This window comes from Shewanella sp. 0m-6, from assembly GCF_052977325.1.
Genome location: NZ_JBRIMD010000044.1, coordinates 1 through 20,041, shown reverse-complemented (window position 1 = coordinate 20,041; position 20,041 = coordinate 1). Strand labels below are relative to the sequence as shown.

Annotated in this window: 11 protein-coding genes; 4 read left to right on the top strand and 7 right to left on the bottom strand. The window is 45.0% G+C overall.

Features of this window, described 5'->3' with window-relative positions:
• Positions 1–59 precede the first annotated feature (59 nt).
• From ACVBJC_RS19595 to ACVBJC_RS19580, 4 genes are all read right to left on the bottom strand, one after another.
• Complete coding sequence (locus tag ACVBJC_RS19595) at positions 60–803, bottom strand: fumarate reductase iron-sulfur subunit (RefSeq protein WP_447162595.1); 744 nt, start codon at positions 801–803, stop codon at positions 60–62.
• Positions 800–2,800: a fumarate reductase flavoprotein subunit gene (locus tag ACVBJC_RS19590; RefSeq protein ID WP_447162596.1), complete on the bottom strand. Its 2,001-nt coding sequence runs from the start codon at positions 2,798–2,800 to the stop codon at positions 800–802. Before ACVBJC_RS19590 ends, ACVBJC_RS19595 begins: the two co-directional genes overlap by 4 nt.
• Before the next feature lie 57 nt (positions 2,801–2,857).
• Entirely contained in the window at positions 2,858–3,532 is a 675-nt protein-coding gene (locus tag ACVBJC_RS19585; RefSeq protein ID WP_447162597.1) for a fumarate reductase cytochrome b subunit, read from the bottom strand.
• A gap of 160 nt (positions 3,533–3,692) precedes the next feature.
• A complete protein-coding gene (locus tag ACVBJC_RS19580; RefSeq protein ID WP_447162598.1) occupies positions 3,693–4,424 on the bottom strand; it encodes a fumarate reductase cytochrome b subunit in 732 nt (243 codons plus the stop codon).
• A 340-nt stretch (positions 4,425–4,764) separates the two neighbouring features.
• Here ACVBJC_RS19580 and prmA point away from each other — a divergent pair, with 340 nt between their 5' ends.
• From prmA to fis, 3 genes are all read left to right on the top strand, one after another.
• Positions 4,765–5,646, top strand: a complete 882-nt coding sequence (gene prmA / locus ACVBJC_RS19575) for a 50S ribosomal protein L11 methyltransferase (RefSeq protein WP_447162599.1) — start codon at positions 4,765–4,767, stop codon at positions 5,644–5,646.
• A 151-nt stretch (positions 5,647–5,797) separates the two neighbouring features.
• Positions 5,798–6,766 carry a tRNA dihydrouridine synthase DusB gene (gene dusB / locus ACVBJC_RS19570; RefSeq protein ID WP_447162600.1) on the top strand — a complete coding sequence of 323 codons (969 nt, stop codon included), beginning with the start codon at positions 5,798–5,800 and terminating at the stop codon, positions 6,764–6,766.
• 17 nt (positions 6,767–6,783) lie between these two features.
• A complete protein-coding gene (gene fis, locus ACVBJC_RS19565) occupies positions 6,784–7,089 on the top strand; it encodes a DNA-binding transcriptional regulator Fis (RefSeq protein ID WP_012153658.1) in 306 nt (101 codons plus the stop codon).
• Between the two features lie 733 nt (positions 7,090–7,822).
• On the opposite strand, the gene ACVBJC_RS19560 is transcribed toward fis, so the two are convergent.
• The 3 genes from ACVBJC_RS19560 to ACVBJC_RS19550 form a co-directional block, all read right to left on the bottom strand.
• Positions 7,823–9,763, bottom strand: a complete 1,941-nt coding sequence (locus ACVBJC_RS19560; RefSeq protein ID WP_447162601.1) for a HEAT repeat domain-containing protein — start codon at positions 9,761–9,763, stop codon at positions 7,823–7,825.
• A 100-nt stretch (positions 9,764–9,863) separates the two neighbouring features.
• On the bottom strand, positions 9,864–12,242 hold the full coding sequence (locus ACVBJC_RS19555; protein ID WP_447162602.1) for a hypothetical protein: 2,379 nt from the start codon (positions 12,240–12,242) through the stop codon (positions 9,864–9,866).
• Complete coding sequence (locus ACVBJC_RS19550) at positions 12,239–17,680, bottom strand: Ig-like domain-containing protein (protein ID WP_447162603.1); 5,442 nt, start codon at positions 17,678–17,680, stop codon at positions 12,239–12,241. The genes ACVBJC_RS19555 and ACVBJC_RS19550 overlap by 4 nt, the downstream gene beginning before the upstream one ends.
• Before the next feature lie 741 nt (positions 17,681–18,421).
• Here ACVBJC_RS19550 and ACVBJC_RS19545 point away from each other — a divergent pair.
• Positions 18,422–19,954, top strand: coding sequence for a leucyl aminopeptidase (locus ACVBJC_RS19545; protein ID WP_447162604.1), 1,533 nt, complete (start codon positions 18,422–18,424; stop codon positions 19,952–19,954).
• Positions 19,955–20,041 lie beyond the last annotated feature (87 nt).

Here is a 20,041-nt window from a genome sequence, read left to right as displayed (position 1 = left end):
TCTGCAGGCTTTTTCAATCGTCGCGCTAAGCTAGTACGTTATGGCTAATACGTAATAGCTTAGACAAGTGTGACTGCCATCTTACGACGTAGATACGCAATCTGCTGCATGTGCGGTAAGTCTTTAGGGCAATTATCTTGACAACCCAACAACGTCATACAGCCAAACACACCATCTTGATTACCAATTACATGATAAAAGTCTTCTAGTTCACGACCATCTCGACTATCGAGTTCAAAGCGTGCCAACTTCATCATGCCCACAGCGCCCACAAAGGTGTCACGCATCTGCTTAGTCGCACAGGCCGATACACACACGCCACACTCTACGCAGCGCTCTAACTCATATAGCTTGGCGGCTTCGGCAGGATCCATTGGCGTTTCTAAACGGTGCACATCAATGTCGTCACTAATTGGGTGCAGCCACAGCTTTAAGCGCTCAGCCAGCTCACGCATAAACTTACCTGTATTAACCGATAGATCGCCTATCAACTCAAATCCCGGCAGTGGCATCAAAGTGATATCACCTTTAGGGTACTTGCTGGTCAATGTACGGCAAGCCAAAGTGGGGAAACCATTGATCACCATAGCACAGCTGCCACAAATACCTGCGCGGCAAACAAAGTCAAACTGCAATGAAGTGTCTTGCTCTTCGCGCAAACGATTCAATGCGATAAATACTGTCATGCCCGGTGTTTCTTCAAGTTGATATTTCACCATTTCAGGCTTGTCACCCGGAACCTGTGGATCATATCTGAAAATATTGAAGGTTAAGGTACGGCCTGTTGCCGTTTCTTGGCTCATTTCGCGATCTCTCCTGCGCTCAAGTTATCAAGCGTGTCACTTAAACGTTCGTTCTTTGGTTTTAATGATTCTGGGACGTCAAACGGCATCAATGCATGTTGCTGCTGATGTCTGTCCGCATCGGGCCCTAGCTGAGCTAAGATCTCGCTTATCTCCTGCTCACGCCTAGCGGTATCCGGATGAGCGATAGCATTATCAATACCGTAACCACGATATCCTGGAGGCAACTCCATCGTCATCACATCTAGCTGCTCATACTCAAGCTGCGGCGATAAACTATTAGCATCTGGCCAGCTCGATAGGGTACGGTTCAACCAATCTTTATCATTGCGCTGCGGAAAGTCTTCACGGGCATGAGCACCGCGGCTTTCAGTGCGCGCTGCAGCCCCACAAGCGACCGTGAGTGCCACTTTAAGCATGCGCTTAACCCGTAGCGCTTCTACAAGCTCAGGGTTTGCATGACGCTTATGACATTTAAGGCCGATAGCATGTGAACGCTTAAGTAACGCTTGTAGCTCAGCGACGGCTTTATCGAGCTCAGGGCCGTTACGGAAAATCCCCACGTAATCCATCATAATCCGCTCCATCTCTTTGCGGATAGCAAACGGACTTTCACAGCCCTTACCTTCTACTAGCTCATCAATTTCACTGCGAACTTTATCAACGAATGTCTCAACCAGACCTGTGTTGATCTCTAGGGTATTTTGCTGGCAAAAATCGGCCACATACTTGCCAATAATCATGCCGCCAACCACTGTTTCGGCTAATGAGTTACCACCAAGGCGGTTAAAGCCATGCATATCCCAACAAGCGGCCTCACCGACACTAAACAAACCTTTAAGCTGTGGGCTTTGTCCGGTCTTATCGGTGCGAATGCCGCCCATAGAGTAATGCTGAGTCGGTCTCACTGGGATCCAGTCTTTAGCCGGATCGATGCCTAAGAAGTTTTCACAGATCTCTTTGACTTCACGTAGATTGGTTTCAACATGTTTACGCCCCAGCAAAGTGATGTCTAACCATAGATGTGGGCCATAAGGACTATCGACTCCCTTACCTTTGCGCATATGTTCAGTCATGCGGCGCGACACCACATCGCGTGAGGCAAGCTCTTTTTTCTCTGGCTCATAGTCAGGCATAAAGCGATGACCATCTTTATCACGCAGTAAGCCACCATCGCCACGACACCCTTCGGTGGTAAGAATACCCACAGGCACAATAGCCGTTGGGTGGAACTGCACCGCTTCCATGTTGCCAAGCTTGGCTACGCCAGTTTCAAGTGCCAACGCCTGGCCAACACCTTCGCAAATGATCGCGTTAGTCGACACTTCATAAATACGCCCATAACCACCAGTAGCAATGGTGGTCGACTTAGCGACATAAGCTCTCAATTCGCCCGTGATTAAACAGCGGGCGACAACACCATGGCAACGTTTACCGTCATGAATAAGCGACAAGGCCTCCATGCGTTCGTGTACCGGAATATCCATCGATATCGCTTTGTTATCTACCGCATACAAAAGCGAATGTCCGGTACCGTCGGCGGTATAACAAGTACGCCACTTTTTAGTGCCACCAAAGTCACGGGCATTAATTAATCCATGCGCCTCTTCAGCCTCTTCAATAGTCACCTTCTCTGCGTTGACGACTACTTGGCGTGGACCTGCGGTAACACGCGTCCAAGGCACACCCCAGTTTGCTAATTCGCGTACGGCTTTGGGGGCGCAATGGGCAAACATGCGCGCCACGTCCTGGTCACAGCCCCAGTCAGAACCCTTTACCGTATCTTGAAAATGTACATCTTCGTCATCACCCATACCTTTAACGGTATTGCCTAAACTTGCTTGCATGCCACCTTGCGCCGCCGCGGAGTGCGAACGTTTAGCAGGAATTAATGACAGCACAACAGTATCTAGCCCACGCTCTTTAGACGCGATAGCCACTCGTAATCCAGCAAGTCCAGCGCCGATCACTAATGAATCGGTATATATCAGTTTCACACGTGCTCCTTAAAGTAGGGTGCAGAGTCAGTTTATGTTCTTATTGTCACCAGCTATCTATCGATTGGTGTAAGGTAAAAATGCCAGTAATGAGGCGATACCAACAACAATGAAAACAACGCTAATGATGGTTTTTATTTTTTTCAGTCTTATGCGAGTGTTTAAATCTTTCGCCGCCCCCCATTTCACCGCGAGACGATACATACCTATAGCAGCATGTAATTCCACACATAGCAGCAGAGGTAAATACAGCAGCCACACACCTTGCTCCCAGATCCTATCAGCACTGCCATAAGGACCAATGGTTTCTGGTGCCGCGCCTATCAACCACAAGTGCACAGGCAGTAGCAGTAAAATCACTACCCCCGTTATCGCCTGCCATACCCACAACCGGGTATCACCATGGTTAACCACGTTCAGCTGCAGTCTTAAGGCTTTTTGCTGACGTAAGTTAAGGGGTAACTTATGGATTGCCACCAGCACATGTAATAACACTATGGCTGCAATCAACACCGCAATAATAGAGACAACCCAAGGGTATCCATGACCATCATCGCTCAGAAAACTGAGCTCCATCGTCTTAGCAACCCAAGTCATGGCCCCTTCTCCCAGTAAAATGGAGGAGACCAAGATCAAGTGCGTCCAGAGAAACACCGCTAATAGGCCACCGGAAATACTCTGACTAAGATCTAGCCACCCACTCCAATTACTGCGATTGGTTATTTTATTCATTCGCCGCCCTATCTTTAGTAAACGCTTAACTTGTTAACCAGTTAGTTACAATGTCGCCCAGTAATAGGCATTTAACTGTGAGATAGATCAACAAAGTTGCGATTAGTTTAGTAAAGATTAATTAACGACTTTAGCTTAAGGTTCACGCACCCAAGTACGGCTAACTTGGTCGATAGGCCTCTACTGGTAGAGTCAGCTCACTGCCAATCAAAATGTAGGAAGCTAAGCTGAGTAAACCGATAGCGATAAGGTAAATAATCAATACCTTAGCCAGCTTACGCAGACCGGTGCGTTTTTCAGTAAATCCCCACTTAACAGCCACACGATATAAGCCAATCATGGCGTGTATAACCACGGCAGGTAGTAAAAAGATATATAGCAGCCAAGCGTTTTGATGATAAACGCGCTCAGCTGATAGATTAGGGCCAATCTCAGGATTGGCAATCATGGTAAACAAGTGAACTGGCACTAAAAAAAACAGCACAAAACCCGTCGCTAATTGCCAAAACCAAGCATGGCTATCTTTGTGGTTAATGACAGCCATATGGCGTCTTAGAGCCCGCCACTGTCCAAGCTGGGCAGGAAAACGACGCAAAGCAACTGCTGCATGCAACATCACCACAACCAACATAAATACAGAAAAGACTTTGGTCACAATGGGAAAGCCATGACCAGTAGAACTAAACATTCCGCCCTCTAAAAACTGCACTACCGTATAAAACGCATCTTTTCCAAGTAGAATACTTGACTCGAAATGCAAATGAGCTAATAAGAAGCAACCCATCATCACGCCTGTAATGCTTTGTATTTTATCTGCTTTTGCAGATGCTGGATGTCCTTTACCGATTACGTAGGATGCTAACATTATTCTTGTCTTGTTTGTCTTATGCAAAATAGTGGGATTTACACTCTAACAAGATCTTTAGCAGCAATTGGACAGCGGAATGATTTTCGTGATCTAACTCACCACGCTTAACGCAAGCGTTAGACGTAGATCACAAACCACCCCAATAAAAATGAACACTGGTAATACCATTTACCCAATAAAATTCAATATGTTGAACTACAAATTAAAACGAAAAAACCTCAATCAAACCAACCAAGAGCGCACACTTAAACTCATCATAAATCAGCATGTTCAAAGAATAGTGAGATGATTTCCGATCTAACATTCACACTCAAACCTGCCATGGTTTACAATAGCCTCATATATCTAGATAACGAGAATGCTCATGCCTTGGATCCAACTTAGAATTGACACTGACGGCCAACATGCCGACACGATTAGCGACCAGCTGATGGAGGAAGGGTCACTTTCTGTTACCTTCGAAGACGGTAAAGACAACCCAATTTACGAACCGACTCTGGGCGAAACCCCATTGTGGAGCCACACCGTCATCATCGCGCTATTTGAAGCCGATTTTGATTTAGCGCCTGTCGTAGAGCGTTTAAAGCTGCTTCCGTGCCTAGGCGATAGTTTCGGCCACAAAATTGAACAAGTTGAAGACAAAGATTGGGAACGTGAATGGATGGACAACTTCCACCCGATCAAGTTTGGCGATCGCCTCTGGATCTGCCCAAGCTGGCGTGAAATCCCCGATCCAACTGCAGTCAATGTCATCTTAGACCCAGGTCTTGCTTTTGGTACAGGTACCCACCCTACCACTGCACTGTGTCTAGAATGGTTAGACGGCCTAGATTACAACAATAAAGATGTGATCGATTTCGGCTGTGGCTCAGGTATTTTAGCGGTTGCAGCACTTAAATTAGGTGCAGAGCGCGTAACAGGTATCGATATCGACTACCAAGCTATTGAAGCCTCTAAAGCCAATGCTGAGCGCAATGACGTGCAAGACAAACTTGACCTCTACTTACCAGAAGATCAACCTGCCAATCTGCTTGCCGATATCTTAGTGGCAAACATTCTTGCGGGTCCACTGCGTGAACTGGCACCACTGATTGCAGAAAAAGTTAAACCAGGTGGCCAATTGGCACTTTCAGGCCTACTGCAAGAACAGGCAGAAGAAGTTTCAGCCTTTTATAGCGAGTGGTTTGATATGGACGAGCCTGCTCACAAAGACGATTGGAGCCGCTTGACAGGTATACGCAAATAACAGTAATACGCGGCGCTTTCTGCGCCGCCACTGACTTCTCACTAGACAAAAGTCAAGCAAAAAAGTTGCCCCCAGGTCATTTATTGACCTTTTCACAGGCTTGAAAAAGGCGTACTATAGCGCCCCTTTGACGAGCAAGGTGTTTTGATAAATGCAGATTGGACCCTATCGCCTGAAAAATCAGTTGATCGTGGCCCCAATGGCAGGCGTCACAGACCAACCCTTTAGAAATCTCTGTCTACGTTATGGCGCAGCCTTAGCCGTGTCGGAGATGCTTTCATCCAATCCTGATGTTTGGGATACCGATAAAAGCCGCTTGCGTATGACACACGCAGGTGAAGACGGAATACGTTCGGTTCAGATTGCGGGTTCAGATCCTGAGTTAATGGCCAATGCCGCTGTTGTCAACGTACAACAAGGGGCACAGATCATTGATATCAATATGGGCTGTCCAGCAAAGAAAGTGAATAAGAAGCTCGCAGGGTCGGCTTTATTGCAAGATCCAGCTCAGGTAGAAGCAATTCTACGTGCGGTGGTGGCAGCAGTTAATGTTCCGGTGACGCTAAAAATTCGAACGGGATGGGCTCCAGAGCACAGGAATGGTGTTCATATCGCCCAGATTGCAGAAGATTGCGGTATTGCTTCATTAGCCGTTCACGGCAGAACGAAGCAGTGCATGTACAAAGGCGATGCCGAGTACGACACAATTAAAGCAATTAAAAAACAGATCTCGATACCCGTTGTCGCCAATGGAGACATTTTAACCCCAGAGAAAGCACGTTTTGTGCTGGATTATACTGGTGTGGATGCCCTGATGATTGGACGAGGAGCTCAAGGACGACCTTGGATATTTAGGGAAATCCAACATTACCTGGATACAGGTAAAAAGCTAGCGCCCGTTGAGATGGATGAAAAGCGTCAAGTTATGCTTGAACACCTTAAGTTACTGTACAACTTGTATGGCGATTATAAGGGCATCCGCTTCGCAAGAAAGCATGTTGGCTGGTACCTAGACCAAGAACAACAACGGCCATTTCGAAGCGAGTTTAATCGACTCGAAACCGTTGAAGAACAATGTTCCATGGTGGAACGCTATTTTGATGAATTTGTTGCATATTAATAAAGAGCAGAATACGAATGTTTGATCAGACTACTCACACTGAAGTTCACCCACTTACTGTTGGCAAAATCGAAACCGCAAGTGGCGCTATTAAGCCACAATTACTACGTGATGCGGTAAAGCGTGCTGTCACCAACTTTTTCGCTCAAATGGACGGGCAAGAAGCTGAAGAAGTATATGAAATGGTGTTAAGCGAAGTTGAAGCACCTCTGCTAGATATCATCATGCAACACACTCGTGGCAACCAGACTCGTGCTGCCAACATGCTAGGTATCAACCGTGGTACGCTACGCAAGAAATTAAAGAAATACGGCATGAACTAAGACTCACGTCTTAACATGTTGTATTAAAACGGGCTTTCCAGCAATGGAAAGCCCGTTTTACTTTGTGTGCTACCCTCATATGTACCCCTGTGGTTTTGTTGCCCTCTGCCAATTCCTATCCTTTTTCACCCTTAAAAAATATCATGTGAAAAGATCTGCCACTTTTCATACTAAAGCCCTTCATTTGCTAAAAAGCCCTAAAATTTCGTTTTTACTTGCACTCTCCTCAAAATCCATATCCGCGCAATCAAGCGCTGTGAATACGAGGAAATACCAATGAAAGATGTTAATTTAGCTTTAATGGATATCGGTGCAGCAAATGAATTAGTATTTGACCGAATGGTTAAAGAGAAAGAGCGAAAGCTCATCAACTCAGTAAGCAGAGCATAAACCTTTCACCTAGAGCACAAAGGTATGCCCTCTAATCGAAGGAAATATCTAAACACTCGTAGACAGCCTCCTTTCAGAGCGACTCTACAGAGTTAGCTTCACAGAGGCTGTAATGTCAGTAGAGGATCTGAGCAACTACAAGTCATAGCAACCTAGAGCTTTCACTATGGGGTTATCAGGAGCGTAGCGCACTCCCACAGGTTAGAACTATACCGCTTATAGGTACTGCAGCAGTGTTAGCTAATTTACGCACTGTGCTGGCTTGAAGAACTGATAGCTTCAAGCAGCACCAATGCCTTTGTAAAAGTCCAAGTAGCAGTAGATAAATTACTGGCAGAAATAGTTATTGTGCTTGTCCTGGAGCTATATATTTGTAAATTTCTTGTTTTAGCTTTACGGGGACTTCGCTTGATAGCAGCTCACGCAAGGTCGTTTCAACGACTGAATGGCTGTCTTTATGCTCACCTAGATAGGTGACTAGCGAGGTAGCGCCTGCCGAGTCTTTGTGCCTTAATACTTCTTCGCTCGCCCAAGTAACGGCTTCAGGCCTATTACTGGTGCTGAGATCCCTGAGCGCTAACTCTCTCACCATAGGGTCGGTTTCATTAGCCAAGCCTTGGGTGAATGTGTTGATAGCATCGCTCCCCTGTAAGCGCAGCATGGTTGTATATGCAACCACCCTTAGATCTGAGTTATCACTGATTAAGAACGCTTCTACATCAGAAACAAAACTGGGATTTCGACTATTCGCGATGGCGGTTAATATTTGGTCTTGATGGTATGCTTGCGAACTATCTTGCAGCTGCTCTCTTAATAACGTTTCAACGTGCTGTGCTTGAGTCGGATTCAATTTATCGCTGTCACCTAACGTACCCACCGCGTAAATAGCCATCGAGCCCAACTCACTGTTGACGGCATCGACAGCCCCACTGGCCCCCTGATGAAATGCAAATAAGCTATCGACCAATTCAGTGATGGGGTATTCAAAATCGTGAGCATAGGCGATGGCGCGATTTCTAGTGGTTGGGTTAAATGCGGCATCGGTGGCCGCCGCCGCGACCGCTTGTTGAGCTTCAGTATGCCCCGCCTCAGTAAGGCTACTCCACAACGCTAATTTAACCGATAAATCCACACGTTCACTTTTAGTGTCTAACTCTTGCACTAATGAGCCAGAAGCCACCGGATACAGGCGCAAATAGTTGACCATAAACTTTCTTGCAAGAGACTCGGTATTAGGATCGCTAAGCAATTCAACAAAACGTCCAACCGCCTCTTCAGTATTTAAGCCTTGAGCCATCATATTGAGTTTCGGCTCTGTAGCGTAATAGTCTGCCATGCTTGGCGTTGCAGTATTCGCTTTTGATACTTGCGCGTAGAAGTCAGGAAAGCGCACGTTAGAGTCGACTGCCATGCTATTGGCTGCAAAAGTCATCTTAATATCATCAAATGTCTTACCCATGATCTCGGAGTTAATCAGCTCAATGGTATTGATCGATTGAAACCAGCCGCTGTGCTGATCAACAACAAATTCAGCCTGATGCTCCTCAATACTGACTTTAACGTCAGCTAAGCCAATGCCAAGATCCATGTCATTAAGATGACTTTGCTGATAGCTAAGTTTATTTTTGATGATAGTTAGCGGGTGGTATTTAACACCATCGTCTGCCAGTAGTTGATATTGCGCTTTATAAGTCCCATTTTCATCAAGCTCTCGGGTTAACCAACTGGATTTATATTGATTAGGATAAATCAGCTGTACATTATTTATAATCAGTTGGGTGAAATCGGCACCTTGAGTAGCGGTATTGGTTGCAAGATTAGTTATCTGCCCAGTTTGAGAAAAATCAAAAGAGAATTGATGCTCGGCGCCTTGTGGAGTCTCAATCTCCTGGCCATTATTGATATAGCGTAAATCGCTATATTGGCCTAACACATGCCAACCGCTCGTCTGCTGAGGATAAAATTTAAAATGCACTTGAGCATTCGCGCGAATACTCATATTTTGACGTTGTGACCCACTAGCTTGGATCCCTTGAGTGAGTGCTGACGCATCGACTACGCCGTCGATATCCAACATTATTTGGTAAGCATAAACACCATTATCGGCAAAATCATAAATCAATAGGGTCTTATCTGACCTTAAGTCATCCGTAGTAATAGCTTTAGCATCGTTTAAATGACGACCTTGGCTCGGAGATTGCTCAAACGCTGATAGATAAATGCCAATACATATTAGTAGCACGCTAAAGAGCACTATCATTGGGGCTGCATTTTTTTTCATCATAGAAATGCCATTATTCACTGCATGAATTTAGAAATTAAAATAGAAAGCCACCTGCAAACATTCACAGGTGGCTATTTTTCACAGAGTATCATCTAACTGATTATTCGACTCTAAGGGTCACGCTCTTCCCTCCAGTTTTTCCGCCCTTGTAATTCACATGGGCATAGAGGCTACAATCCTTATGAGGCAAGGTATGAGTTCGGTCGAATTTGTTTCTTAAGCTGTACTTAACCCAGTACTTTTTACCCGTTAAACCGTATTTTTTTATCTCGCTACTGCTTAATGTCTTACCGACCTTTTGCAAAAATAAGTAGTACTCAATACCCGCAAATCCCTTTTTAAGACCGTAGTAATTTTTTCTTTTCATATTATAGTCAGTGGCTAGGTGTTTAAGTTCAGCCCCACTGGTTATCGGACAGCTAGCCAATACATCGATCTGATCGCCATTAAGTTGACCTTTGGCTTTTAGCACCATTTTATCATCGCTGCGCTTACGTTGACTTTTAGAGACATATAATCTATAGGTCGATTTTAAATAGGAGGTTCTTGGTACATCTATCTCTTGAGAATGGCCCCACATTTTATATTTACGCCATAAGTTGTCTGAGTACTTAGGTCCTTTCCAGCTCATAATCTTATGTGATTTCTTTACTTTACCAAAGTAAAGGTTAATTTTAGCCCATATTTTTATATAACCATCTAAGTGCTCACGTACCATATCCAGTGAAACCGTGGACGAAACCTGGTTACCGTTATCAAACACCCCTGAATAACCTAGCTGTGGAGACAAATAGATAAGATCCAGATTTGAACCTATCCCGGCCGAAGCAAAGCTACCACCAATCGAAGCATCTGCCGTCGCTTTAAGTTTGGCATAGGGGCCGGTGCGACCCTTTATAGTATTAGTACTTGTATGGAAGTAATTGCGGCTCATTAAGCCCACTTCCCCCTTAATACAAGCTTCTGACCCAAACTTGACACTCCACTTCTTAATAGTTTTCCCCTTACAAACCTTAGCAACTTCTTTGCGTAACGTTTCTTCATCACCATCGTGGGAATTATAAATAACCTGCATCCCTTTATAGTCGTCAGGCACCCATCGGGTTATGCTCCATACCGTCTTACCTGCCACTTGGACTTTGTACTTTAAATTAGACTTGTCGGCATTTTCCATAAGGGCGGTACTATCTACCTTTAACAGCGTCACGCCCTTACCAAATACCCAAGCCTTAACCCAGCCATACAGGCGTGTATCGATATTTTTAGGTACCCCAGCTGTACCTGAAGTGTATTTGGCTGAGCCTTGCACTTTATATTCTATTTTTGCTTTACCACTAGAACCCACACTTTTCTGGTAGGCCTTCTCAAAAATAGTCGAGGTTTTAGCTCTAGCAACAGCGCTAGCGTACGAGGCGATACCTTGTTTAGCATCTTCAACTATCGGTTGTTCATCATCTGAATCCGGTGGTGTAGTTGCCAGGAAAATAACCGGTAAGCGGATACTATTATCGTCGACCATACCTTGCCATTCCGATATAGCACCATTAGGGTCAAGGCTGATCATTACCTCACCGACTAGATCTTGCTGATGCGCCGCGAGTAAGTCATACACTTGCTCATTAAGCCTTAAATCAAGTAATAACCCCTCTTGATCATCGACGCCGATAGAGGCACATCTTTCCTCTTCACAGGTCACTGCCAATGTGCGGGTATCACTTTTTACATAGTCATAGACTTGATTGGTTTCAGGGTGAACAATCGCATCTTCTTCAGTCGGCTCTCGGCCAGATACTGCTGAGGTTAAATTGAGTGGGAACACCCCTAAACCAGGTAAGTCGATTGTCGCTTGCAGCTCAACAGGCTCGCTGACATCTAAAAACTCAGCTGTCATCATGAAGTTGACATAAATATCGCCATCGCCTTGGTTAAATCCCTGATTGTCATCAGGTCGCTCTGCCAGCACAAAACTAGCATTTTCGAGTTCGGCCATGGTGATTTTAAGGTTGGGCTTATCCGCTTGGATCACATCGATTTGCCCGAGCGAAATCGGCTCGGCAATAGCAACGATCTCTCCTTGAACGTCATCAGGTACGGTTTCAAATTTAGCCATTAACTGGTATTGACCACTGAGCACATCACTAGGCACAGCGAGCCCTGAGGCCGAAACCGGTGTAAAGCGAGTCAATGCCTCCAGCGTCACCGTATCCAAGAGGTATTGCTCATCTGATGCTGCGGCATTGCCAGCCATCAGCACCAAGATGACATTCACTTTTGCATGATCTTGATTACTCGCTAAATTAAAATCAAGGTCAAAGCTCTGCATGGTGGTCACGGCGGTCGCGACACTAATGTTCGATGCCTGAATTAGCGTGTCTGGCGCTAACTCCGGTTGTGGTTCATTAACCTGATTAGTACTGTCTTCACTACAACCTGTAAGTAATGCAAGAAGCAGTATGCTGCATAATGAAACCGTCTTCATGACACCAATTCCTTATTGTTTCTTTCTTTTCTGTTTCTAAAGTAGATCCCACAGAGCAACATCGTTACCCAAGCAAGGTTAATAGCGCCGCCAGAGTTGTTCTTTTCTGGCACCACTTCTTCTGATGGCTCATCACTGGATAAAATAGCGATGCCACCGGGATCAACGATGGTGCCATTCTTGATGCCATCAGCATCATTTAGGCCACCGTCTTCAATAGTTAATTGCAGGCACATATATCCAGGTCGCAATCCATGCTCATATAAATTACTGCCAGGATCTGGACACTGGCCATCGAGTCCAGAAGCGGATTGAATAATATTTTTGTCATCTTCTATAAAGTCCATCCAGCCTGCAGATGGGGTCTCTTTGCGGTAATAAGCATTAGCGGGAATTTTAGTCTGCAGCGGTAACACGACTGTGGCTGTCGTTTGATTGTCAGCCAGATCTTTAATTTCAAAGTCAAAGATGCCGCCAACATTGATATAGTCAGGGTCGAGTTCCCTCCCCTGCTCAATCAGCAAGCCGGCAGTGGCCAACGCCAATTGACCTGGCACCAACCTTAGGGTGTTAGCGACTTTAGCCACTGATTCAAGATTATTTTGACTCACAGCGACTTCGCTTTGACTTAAAAATTGGTTATCTAAAAAGTCAGGGATACCGTCAACATCGCTATCTTTATATCCTTCCTCGGTATCAAGAATGCCATCATGGTCTGAATCTATGGCGCTCAGCGCTGCGAGACGTTCTCTCACCACAATACTTAAGCTGTGGTGAGTTGTTTTTGCCGGAGTACCTGAATCAACCACGGTGACCCCCAGCTTGTGCGTGCCCATTCGGTCCCGTGAAGGAATGAATTCAAAAGCATCTCTAGCAAGATAAGACACGACTAATTGATCAGGTATATGCCAAGTGATGCTATGGGAATCTGCAATGTTAAGATCGGCGATATTTAGCTTAACTTTGACACGACCCGATTCGAGATCAACCCAAGGTGAGTCTTGCGAGTCTTGCACCACCGCAACACTCACTGCTGGAGCAAGATTTGATTCGGTCAGCGTAAGTGTGACTTCGGCGCCAAAGCCTAAATTAATGCTCTGCTCTTCGATCCCCACATCCTGACTCATAGCGGTAATAACGATATTTTCATCGGCTTCAACCCGCTCGTCAGTTAAGGTATCAAACTCGATGATGGCTTGTGTTTCTCTATCGTTAAACACTGCCACGCCAGCTTGAAGGTTATGATCAACCATTGACTCAGCGCTGCCTGAAACTTGGTAAGCAACCACTAAAGGGTAGGTTGGTGAGTAGCCATTTAATTGTAATTTAACAGCAAACTTTTTCCCTTCGGTGATGAATAACTCCGATGGTTTAACCCTAAATGAAATTAACGGCCTAACATTTAAGGTCACTTGCTTTTCTGCTTTATTGCCGACAATATCTGTCGCAGACACTGTCACCTGGTGCTGTCCTGGAGCAAATACAGTAATCGGCCACTCTAAATCAACGTCACCATCAACTAAGTCAAATGCGGTTTGTGATAATAAGTTCATCTCAGCCATGGGTGTCATTGCGCGAGTCGCATTAACCCAAATCACATCATCAACCGATAAGTTTGGCGCCACTGAATCTTGATCCGGAGGCGTGCCTTGCTGATACTCGGTAAGATTGCTTAAGCCATCGCCATCAAAATCTAATTCAGCATCAAAAGGAGCCAAAGCATCTAATCCATATCTTCTCTCGTAAGCATCGGGTAATAGATCACCGTCGCTATCTAGATAGCTCGCGCTATCATAAGGATCGGTGTTGTCTTTTAGCTCCTCTCGGTCTGATACACGGTCACCGTCAGAGTCGATAAAATCCGTGGCATCGTTAGCATCTGTGCCGACGCGATTTTCTTCCGCATCCGACATGCCATCTTCATCGTTATCAATAAAATCTAAGCGATTAAACGGATCCGTTCCCTGTTGGAGCTCAACAAAGTCCGGCACAAAATCGGCATCACTATCGAGAAAACTATTGATATCATTTGGATCTGACTGTTCAACCTCTTCTTGGACATCAGGTACACCATCGCCATCGGCGTCCTTGTCTGCGGCACTATTCGGATCTGTCCCTCGTAAGATTTCGACATAATCCGCTACACCGTCACCATCACTATCGATGAAGCTGGTTTTATTAAGGGGATCCGTTTGCGCCAGCATTTCAGCATAATCGGCAACACCATCGCCATCGCTATCTAAATAACTGAACTTATCAAAGTGATCAGTCTCATTCATACGCTCTTGATAATCAGAGACCAGATCATTATCTGAATCGATATAACTGGTGTTGTCGTTAGGGTCGGTGCCATTGAATATTTCTAACTTGTCGGCAACCCCATCCTTATCACTATCAATAAAGTCATGACCATTAAGCGGATCGGTACCATCAAGTAGTTCCTGATCGTCGTAAACGCCGTCATTATCAGTATCGAAGGTGTAATCGTTAGGATCGTTTGGATCTGTGTTGGCCAAGCCTTCCTGATAATCGGAAACAGTGTCGGCATCGGTATCCTGGAAGCTGTTTTCATCTTGCGGATCGGTACCATTGATCAACTCTTGCTGATCCGGCACACCATCACCATCACTATCAAGAAAACTGCTCGGATTATTGATATCAGTATTATCAATTAGCTCGGCATGATCTGATACGCCATCACCATCGCTATCGATAAAATCAGTACCATCTTCAGCAGATGTTCCCTGGATCAATTCTTGGTAATCGGGCACACCATCAAAGTCAGTGTCTTGGTAGTTTTTACTGTCATTAGGGTTAGTCCCCGCAAGGATCTCGACATAATCGGGTACACCGTCTTTATCTTGATCTTGGTATGAAGAGGCATCGTGGGGATCTGATCCTTGGGCGATTTCTAAAGCATCTGACTCACCGTCATTATCGCTATCGAGGTAGTCATTGCCATCGTAAGGATTGGTTCCTTGCTCAATTTCTAGAGCATCAGATTCACCATCACCATCGACGTCACCATTAGTTTCTAAGGTGAAGTTAATCTGACGCTCTAACGGTGAGAAACCATCATTGATGATCAGTTTAACGCTGTAACTTGCCTTGGCTTGATTGGCAGCAAGCAAGCTCACTGATACTGGCTCAATTAAGCTGATAACACCTAGCTCATCAATATTAAAATACGCATCGTCGCCAGATTCTGAAAGGGTATAAGCAAGAACGGTATCCTTATCTATATCTGTTACATCAGGTGTGAGCAGTTCAGCCTGGCCTAAAATAAATGATATTTCAGATGTTTGGCTATCGCCAAAAACTTCGGGGACGATGACTTCAGGCAGATCATTTTTACCTTGAATACTGAAGGTTAAGGTTTGTACAACAAGTTCTGGTGACGCGTCGTTAAGCGAGCGCACGTTAAACTCAATGGTTTCGGTGGCCATTTCATTTTCACGTAGGGTCTCAACCAAATCTTCAGCCGCGCTAGGGTCTACAACCGTCGAATCATCCGCTGGAGTATCGGTATCGACATCAGGGACTTCACCATCTTCTATGCCTTCGTCAATGCCGCCATCGTCATTATCAGGCTGCTCTTCCGGTGCTTGATCGACTATATGATGCTTATATTGATATACCCAGCTGCCATTAATTTGAAATAGATTGCCGTAAGTCCCTTCATAGGTATCAACAACCACTTCAGCTAAATCATCATCGGCATCATTAATATTGACTAGCAGTGCTTCAGCTGTAAAGGGAACAGCGTCAACCTGATCTTCACTGAGCATCTCTGCAGAAATGACACCTATTGAGACCGGATCATCATTCACCGCTAATACGGTTATCTTGACCACTGCTTTGGCACTTTTTATGCCATCACTGACCGCAAATTCAAATGCGTCGTTGCCGGAATAGTTCAGTTCGGGCATATAGGTTAATGTGGCTACGGCTAACTCTTTACCAACTTCAACCGCTTGCTGGTTTATGGTTAACGCACCATAAGCTGGCAGACCAACAATGCTAAAGCTTAATGCGGCATCTGCATCAATATCCGTTGCCGATAAAGTAACTGCAATGGAGTTATCTTCATTGACTGTTAAAAATTGCGCATCCGCTACAGGGGCTTGGTTAACATTAATGACATTAATGTTAAACGCCGCAAGATTGACCGTTGCTTGGCCATCAGAGACCGAAATACTGATGCTCTCACTGATGCCAACATCACTATTTTCAGGGGTACCCGTCAAACTGCCGTTTTGCTGATTAAAGCTTGCCCATGATGGTTTATTCGTAATAGCAAAGGTTAAGGTATCATCGGTATCAACATCGTTAACCTCGGGCGTAAAACTATAAAGCTCCCCCTCATTAACACTCGTGCTTGGTCGACCACTAATGGTCGGCGCGTCATTGACATTAGTCACCATCAGCGCAAAGGGCGCTAGGCTGGCAGTCGCATTCACGCTATCTGTCACGCTAATAATAATGCCTGCGGTAGTGCCAACACCACTGTTACCTGGCGTACCGCTCAATAAACCAGTTTGACTGTTAAAGCTCGCCCAACTCGGCTTATTGCTGATGCTAAATGTATGGCTTTCATCAGTATCAATATCGGTCACCGTAGGTACAAAGCGATAGCTATCCCCTTGTGAAACAGTTGTAGTCGGTCGACCACTAATGGTCGGCGCGTCATTAATTGAGTTAACGGTCACGTTGACGATTTGAGTCGCGCTACCCGTGACCCCATCACTCACTTGCACGACAAAGCTATCGGCACCGAAGTAATTAGGCTTAGGAACATAACTTATGGCTTTACTTTTACCCGTTCCGCTCACTGTAGCAACACCAAAGTTTCCTTGCTCAGCAACAGACCAGTTAATGGTGTCATTATTGACATCTGCAGCGTGCAAGGTCAGTGAAAATGGCCTTGGGTAACTGTCTTCATCCATGCTGATAGCTACTGGCGATGATTGACTAAATGTGGGTGCAGTCGGTGGCTGAATAGCAGAACCACTCAAATCTACAAAGAATGAAGGCCTGCTGTTACCGTTGTAACTAGAATCATTGCAATAAAGTCGGAAACGAGAATTATGATCTATGGGCGTAGTGGGAGCGAAGCGTAATGTAACGCTACAACTTGAACCACTATTAACCGCTATACTTGTCAGAGGAGCATCTGGGTAGTTCGCCCAATCAGCGCATGTTTGCCCGACAATGGTAAACTCAGGCTTATTGGGTTTATAAGTCCCACAATTATCTAATACATCAACAGATTCACTATTATAGAAATTAATAACGGCATCCGATGAATGACCAATCAATACCGAACCAAAGTCAACAACACCCAGGGTGCCATTAATACTTTCATGAGTAATGCTCAAATCATCAGCGAACGAGTAAGTAGAAAAAAGCGCAATTAAAACCAGTGGCTTTAACTTCATATAGAGGTGTTCCCAATCAATTAAATCTAATCAGAGTTATAATTAATGACACTTAACGACTACATCGACAGCGATAATAATTAACAATCTGTTACATGGACGGCAAACTACCACTACAGCAAAATGAAAACAACAGCAAAAACAACAACAAAACATCACAAGCAGAAACATAGAATTCACAAGGTACTACTTTTGACTGATAATGATTATTAATTAGATAATGCGTCCTTAACATCTTACTTTTTTAGCGTTTCCATCTGAAAAATCCCGATAATTACCCTTCTGCCGTAAAAAACAGCAGTCGTCTAGGATCTTGCAATACTTACCTAAGGCCTAGCTGATTAATGCTCAACTTTAGATCTACAGAATCAGCAAATAACTTCAGCAGCATTTTCATATTTATTATGTGAGCCCAAATAGTGGAACAACATTGCCTGCGTTTATAGCCATCTACTCCACGGTATAATTTTATAAATCTTCTATAGAAATCATTGAAATAAATTTCAGCACGGTCTTTTCTTTCAGCTTCGGCTAATTTTTACCTTGTAGACTCGCAAACCATGTGACAATTCCTAACAAGTTTTAACTTAGTTGTTAATTCAAAAAATGATAAATTGCACAGCCTTCTGCGATTAACGCAAGAAAGTGCCAATAAAAACAATAACGACAACTACAACAAAAAGAAGCTGCGACGCCTTTGGCAAAACCCGATCGCAGAACTAAATCCCGATAGAGGACATTATGCTAACCAAGAAAACCCTGCTAACCAGTGCATTAAGCTTAAGCCTGTTAACTAGCTATTCAGCTCACGCCGAAACCTTTTCTTTTGTAGAGAAACCAGCAAACAATATCGACACCTTAGTCGTCTTCCAAGCAGGCGAAAATGCATCAAGCGCCCTTACCAAGCTAGATAAACAATCAAAGCAGCAAATTAGCAATGCCTTGGCACTGCAAGAATTTACTGGCGAAAAGAAGCAAATCGTTGAGATTTTAATGCCTACGGGGATTAATGCTAAACGCCTTGTGGTAATAGGTGTAGGTGATGAAGCAGAGCTAACCCCAGGTGAAGTCAATAAGCTTGGCGCAGAAATTACTGCCCACTTTAGCGGTATTAAAACCGATAACATCCAGCTACTGACATCAGGGATCTCTGATGCTAGCAGCAATGCGAGCTTTGGTGCACAACTGGCTCACGGTATTAACCTGCGCGCTTACAAGTTCGATAAATACTTTTCAGACAAGAAGCCCGCTGAGAAGAATTACACCATTGCCGTCAGCAAGCCAAAAGATGCAGACAAGCAATACGCCCAACTTGCAGCAATTGAGCAAGGCGTGTTTCTAGCCCGCGACCTCACCTCAGAAACACCTACTGAGATGACGCCCGTTGATTTTGCCAATGCGGCAAAAGAGCTTAAAAAGCTTGGCGTAAAAGTCACAGTACTTGAGCCGAAGAAAATCGAAAAACTTGGTATGGGTGCGCTGCACGCTGTTGGCCACGGCTCTTTAGAAGGAGCCCGCTTAGTGGTTGCTCACTGGCAAGGCAATGACGATGCGCCTATCGCACTGGTTGGTAAAGGCATCACCTTTGACTCGGGCGGCTACAACATTAAAGCCTCAGGCGACTCTATCTCGCGTATGAAGTCAGACATGGCGGGTGCCGCTGCTGTACTGGGCGCCATAAAAGCGATGGCACTGCAAAAAGCAGATGTGAACGTGGTAGCCGTTATGCCTCTGGCAGCCAACATGGTGTCTGAGACCGCACTTGCTCCAGGTGATGTATTAATGACAGCAGAAGGCTTAAGCGTTGAAGTGCTTAATACTGATGCTGAAGGCCGCTTAATCCTTGCTGACGGCATGTGGTACGCCCGCGAATACTATCAACCACAGGTAATGGTAGACGTTGCTACGCTAACGGGCTCTAAGGTACGTGCGCTAGGTAAACGCTACACAGCAGTATTTAGTGATGACGACACCTTAGTCGATGAACTGAGCTTCTCTGGTCAAGCCGTAGATGAAAAACTATGGCGCTTACCGCTAGCTTATGAAGACTTACTTAAAAGTCCGATTGCAGACCTAAAAAATGCCGGTTATGGCGGCCCAGGTGCCACGACTGCTGCGGTATTCTTACAGCAGTTTACCGGCGATACTAAGTGGGCTCACTTAGATATTGCTGGCAGCGCATTAGCGGCAAAAGATGTGGGTGTGACTCCAGCAGGCGGTACAGGCCACGGCGTACGCTTACTAAGTAACTGGCTTATGACTCAAAGCAAGTAATTGCTATAAGTTAGGAATTAGCTCTAGATATGGTTCTAGACTGAATTCTAAATTTAGCTTTAAAGCGAATAGAAAAAGCCCTGCAAC